This window comes from Acinetobacter sp. NIPH 2699 (assembly GCF_022549355.1).
Taxonomy (GTDB): Bacteria; Pseudomonadota; Gammaproteobacteria; order Pseudomonadales; family Moraxellaceae; genus Acinetobacter.
On the sequence record NZ_JAKZGL010000030.1, the window covers coordinates 1 to 3,029 of the forward strand.

Here is a 3,029-nt window from a genome sequence, read left to right on the forward strand (position 1 = left end):
CAATACAGCTCACAAATGGGTGAGTTTGATCGAAGCATGATTGGCGCACGTTGGATGATGCCATTTTCCAACATGATTCAACCCAATGCTCAAGGCTATTTATTTATAGACAGTAAAGGGCGGAAACATCAATTCCCTGCTTCAATCCCATTTGAAGCTTATGAAGTACCATTTGAAGGGATAACCGTACAACCACTCGAAGATGGTGATTTAATACTAAACTTCGGTGGAGAATGGTATTTCCAATTCCACCAATTTTCGGCTGGTCGGCCTTATCAGTTGATTCAACAATTTAATGAAAACACACAAGAAAAAGTTGTTTTAAGCTACCTTGTTTTTGATGAAATTGCCTATCTACAAAGCGTTGATTTCCAATTAGAACATGCCCAACACAAATTAAAATTTGCTTTTAATGAGCAAGTTAAAATCATTGCTGTTTTTGTTGATGAACAGGTTGAGCCTTTAGCGCGTTATCAATATGATACCCAAGGCAATTTAATTGAAGCCATTGATCAAAATGGTCATGTCCGAAACTATGAATACAACCATTTCCATCAACTCACACGTTATACAGATCGTACAGGGCGTGGGCAAAATATTCGCTATGAATCAACCGACGCCCAAGCCAAAGCGATTGAAGAATGGGCAGATGATGGTAGTTACCATACCAAACTCAAATGGCATCCTCGCTTACGCCAAGTCGCTGTTTATGACGCCTACGATGTCCCGACCTATTACTATTTTGATCTGAATGGATTTACCTATCGTACACGTTTAGCAGATGGGCGTGAATCGTGGTACAGCCGTGATAGTCAAAAACGTATTACTCGTCAAATTGATTTTGAAGGACGTGAGACACAACAAGAATACAATGACAAAGACCAACTCATCAAAATCGTACAGCCAAATGGTGGGGTAATTCGTTTTGCCTACGATGAGCAAGGCAATTTGGTCGAAACAAAAGATCCTGAAGGCAATATTTGGAAACGAGAATATGATGCCAAGGGTAATGTCAGTAAAGAAATAAATCCTTTGGGACATATCACCCAATATAAATACAACAATGACAATCAATTGATCGAAGTGATTGATGCCAAAGGCGGCAGCAAAAAAATTCAATACAATGAATTAGGACAAATGACCTCCTATACTGATTGCTCAGGCAAAAGCAGTACTTGGGAATACGATGAAGAGGGTTCATTAACTGCTGAACAAACTGCAAATAATAAGGTCGTGCAGTACATTTACAGCACTCAAGGTCGAGACAAAGGACAACTTCAAAGTATTGTTTACCCTGATGGATTAAAAGAACACTTTGAACATGATGAAGAAGGGCGTTTACTCAAACATATTGACACTAAAGGTTTAGTGACTGAGTACCAATACAATGCCACAGGATTACTCGAACAACGCATCGATGCTAATCGACATCGCATTGGCTATCAATGGGATAAACAAGGGCGCATAAAAAAACTAATCAACCAAAACCAAGCAGAATATTTATTTGATTACAATCAATATGGTTATTTGGTACGTGAACAAGCCTTTGATGGAGAAGAAAAACACTATAGCTACAGTGAAATTGGCAGGCTATTCCAGATTCGTCAACCGAATATTTTGACCCAATTTGATTATTACGCAGATGGACAAATCGCATCGAAAAGCTTTACCCATTTAAATACGGGAAAGAAGCAAACAGAACAATTTGATTACAACCTGAACAGTCAACTGAGCCGAGCCAGTAATGAGGTTAGCCAAATTGATTTTTATCGCAATGCCCTTGGGCAATTGGTGAGAGAGCATCAGCACTACAAAATAGCAGGGCTTAGTCCACTTACTGCAGTCTTACGTTATGAATATGACGAACTTGGTAATCTAGTTAAAACAATCCGTCCAGATGGACAGGAACAAGCCAATTTGAGTTATGGCTCAGGACATTTATATGCCATTGCCTTAAATAAACAAGACGTGGTTTCATTCCAACGAGATGACTTACATCGAGAAACAACACGCTTATTGGCAAATGGACTCATCCAAACTAAACACTATAACGACGTTGGCTTACTCAGTTCACAACTCATTCAGCCTGAACAAGAAACGCAAGACTATTTACAGTACCAAGCGCATCGACATTATCATTACGACCAAAACTACCTACTTAGCCAAGTTGAAGATAGTCGCATGGGTAAGCTTAATTATCAATACGATCCAAATGGACGCTTAATCACAACGCAAAGCGCACATAAAACAGAGAGTTTTAGCTTTGATCCTGCGGGTAATTTGATCGACCCTGTATCCGCATCTAGTACGGCACAAATTAAAAATAATCTGGTCAGAAGCTATCAAGGAAAACATTACCACTACGATGCACAAGGCAATGTCATAGAGACTAAACAAGCAGGTAAAACGCTTAAACTGACATGGGATAATCAAAATCGACTGATTCGCAGTGATCACAATGGTCAAGCCACGGACTATGGCTATGACGTATTTGGGCGCAGACTTTACAAAAAAACGGTAGATGCGCTGACCTTGTTTGGCTGGGATGGTGATTTGATGATTTGGGAATCTCGCAAATCAGAGCAAGACAGTTTTACCAAGCACTATCTGTATGAACCGAATAGCTTTGTTCCACTGTTGCAAGCTGGATATAAAGATTTTATTCAACTAATAGAAACACCTGATTATGCTGAATATCAAAACAAACCTTATTCGGTTTATAAAGATCCTATATGGCGCAATGATACCCGTAAAAATCGAGTGGATTTAGAGCAGATCAATTTTTACCATTGCGATCAAGTCGGTACGCCACAGACAATGACCAATGCAAGAGGTGAGTGTGTTTGGGAAATCACCCAAGATACTTGGGGAACTGCGTTGGAGATTAAGTCGTTAAATCAAGATAATCCATTTGAGCAGAGTAATCTCAGATTCCAAGGTCAATATTACGATCAAGAAACAGGATTGCACTATAACCGTTACCGATATTATGAGCCACATAGTGCAAGATATGTGAGTAAAGACCCGAT

Annotated in this window: 1 protein-coding gene; it reads left to right on the forward strand. The window is 39.5% G+C overall.

Features of this window, described 5'->3' with window-relative positions:
- A partial coding sequence (locus tag MMP72_RS15730; protein ID WP_241406209.1) for an RHS repeat domain-containing protein occupies positions 1 to 3,029 on the forward strand: 3,029 nt, incomplete at both ends.